2 protein-coding genes and 1 pseudogene are annotated in these 2007 nt (G+C 72.2%); all 3 read right to left on the bottom strand.

Going from position 1 to position 2007, the window contains the following annotated elements; translation table 11 throughout:
• Positions 1 to 272 (bottom strand): annotated as a pseudogene (locus tag QR78_RS35755) (hypothetical protein); the annotation flags it as partial.
• Positions 269 to 823, bottom strand: a complete 555-nt coding sequence (locus tag QR78_RS28040; protein ID WP_048430905.1) for a TetR/AcrR family transcriptional regulator — start codon at positions 821 to 823, stop codon at positions 269 to 271. The gene QR78_RS28040 and the pseudogene QR78_RS35755, both read right to left, overlap by 4 nt.
• Before the next feature lie 515 nt (positions 824 to 1338).
• Positions 1339 to 1890, bottom strand: coding sequence for a DUF4337 domain-containing protein (locus QR78_RS28035; protein WP_048430904.1), 552 nt, complete (start codon positions 1888 to 1890; stop codon positions 1339 to 1341).
• Positions 1891 to 2007: the final 117 nt, after the last annotated feature.

Raw genomic sequence — 2007 nt, 5'->3', positions numbered from 1 at the left:
CCCGCCCGCATCCGCCGCGGTCGCCGATTTCTTCCTCCACGGCCTCGGCGCGCCGCCTGCGCCGCCTCACGGAGCCAAACGATGATCCGCCTCGTCCTCGTCCTCCTGGCGTAGGCGACCGGCAGGTGCTCCGGCAGGTGCCGCGCAAGATCGGCCGGCAGCGCGCCCCGGGCCGTGCTCCAGGCCGCGCGCGTGTCGCCGCCATGGCGCTGCACGAGCCATCCCGCCCCGGCCGCGACGAGCGCCAGGAGGACGAGGACGAGGCGGATCATCGTTTGGCTCCGTGAGGCGGCGCAGGCGGCGCGCCGAGGCCGTGGAGGAAGAAATCGGCGACCGCGGCGGATGCGGGCGGGCGCCGGCCGGTGCCGTGCACCGCCATGCGGATGCCGCCGAGAATCATCAGCACCGCGAGGTCGATGTCGGGGACGTGCAGCTCGCCCGCCGCGACCCCGTCGCGCAGGAGGCCGGCCAGCGCGTCGCGCAAGCCGTCGAAGCCCTCGCGCAGGACGCGCCGGCTGCGCTCGCCGAACTCGGCGCCGCGCCCCTCGATCGCGGTCAGCGCCGGCGAAAGGGCGCCGATGCGCTCCAGGACCAGCCCGACCGCGGCACGCAGGCGCGCCGGGGCATCCGTCGCGGCGATGGCCCCGATCGCGTCGCGCAGGTCGGCCAGGGTCCAGGCGAGCCCGTCGATGAACAGGGCTTCCTTGGTGGAAAAGTAGCGGTAGAGCGTGGGCTTGGCGACGCCGGCCGCGGCGGCGACGGCATCCATGTGGACGGCGGCGTAGGGAAGGCCCGAGAACAGGTCCATCCCGGCTTCGAGGATCCGGCGGCGGCGTTCGGGATCGAGCGGCCGCTCGGCCGGCGGGCGCGCGACTCGAGGGCGGCCGGCATCAGGTCGATCGGATCGGCATGCGGCGTCGCTCATGAAGCCCTAACTGAACTGACGGGTTCAGTTAGCGGGGCGGGGCGCGCCACTGGCAAGCGCGGGCTTCCGCGACATAATAGCACGATAAGAAAGCGCTGCCATCGCGCGCCTCGCGGCCTCCGGCCGGATCGGGCAGCGACGTGGAGGCGGGGTGGAGCTTGCCCGCCGCACAATCCGGATCAGCATCGCGCCGTAGCCGTCCCGCCGCAGCGTCAGTCCGCGACAGTCCATCGTGATCCGAAAGACAGTCGAGGCGGCGCGGGAAGACTGGTCGGTCGCTTGCTCCGCCTCGTCTCGGCTGGTCTCACCCTCGATCCCGGGCGCCGCCACGCGGACCCGGGACGACGGTCCCGGGCACGCGCCGGTACGAGGGTCACCGGTCGGAGGTCCGAGCGGGCCTCCGGCATCCCGCCTCAGAACAGATGGATCGCGTGCGGGGCGAACAGCCCGATCGCCAGCATGCCGATCCCCGCGATCCCCAGGGCGCCGCCCGCGAAGGCCAGCGCCGCGATGCCGGTGATGACCTGGGCGGAGGCGAGCACGATGCCGATCTGGAAGGCGGCCGAGCCGAGCTCGTAATGGTGGTAGCGGGCGAGCGAGAGGTCGCGCTTGGCCTCGGCCGCCTTGGCCTTGGCGGCGAGCTCCTTGCGGCCGTCGCCGGAAGCCGGATCGGAATCCCAGCGGGCCATCGTCTTGGCCCATTCCTCGATCTGCTTCTTCACCGCCTCCGGGGAGGCGTTCGGCTCCAGGGCGATCTGCTCGCCGGCGGTCTTCAGCACCGTGCCGCGGATCGTGCGGGCCTGGAAGTAGGCCCACTGGTTGGCGGATTCGACGTTGGCGCCGAGCGCGTCGGTCTGGGCGCTCTTCGCCAGGGTCTCGCCGAGGGCGAGAAACAGCGCGAGCACCGAGATCAGCAGCGCAACCTTCTTGTTGGAGCTGTCCACCGCCCCGTGACCACCCGACATCGTCGTCTCTCCCGAACCAATCCGACAGGCGCGGCCTCGTCTGGCGAAACCCTGCGACAGGACGAAGAACCGGGGACGCGTCCGATCGATGAAGCCGGCCGCGCCTGTCGGATTGGT

The organism is Methylobacterium indicum, from assembly GCF_001043895.1.
Taxonomy (GTDB): Bacteria; Pseudomonadota; Alphaproteobacteria; order Rhizobiales; family Beijerinckiaceae; genus Methylobacterium; species Methylobacterium indicum.
This window is presented reverse-complemented; position numbering and strand designations above follow the sequence as displayed.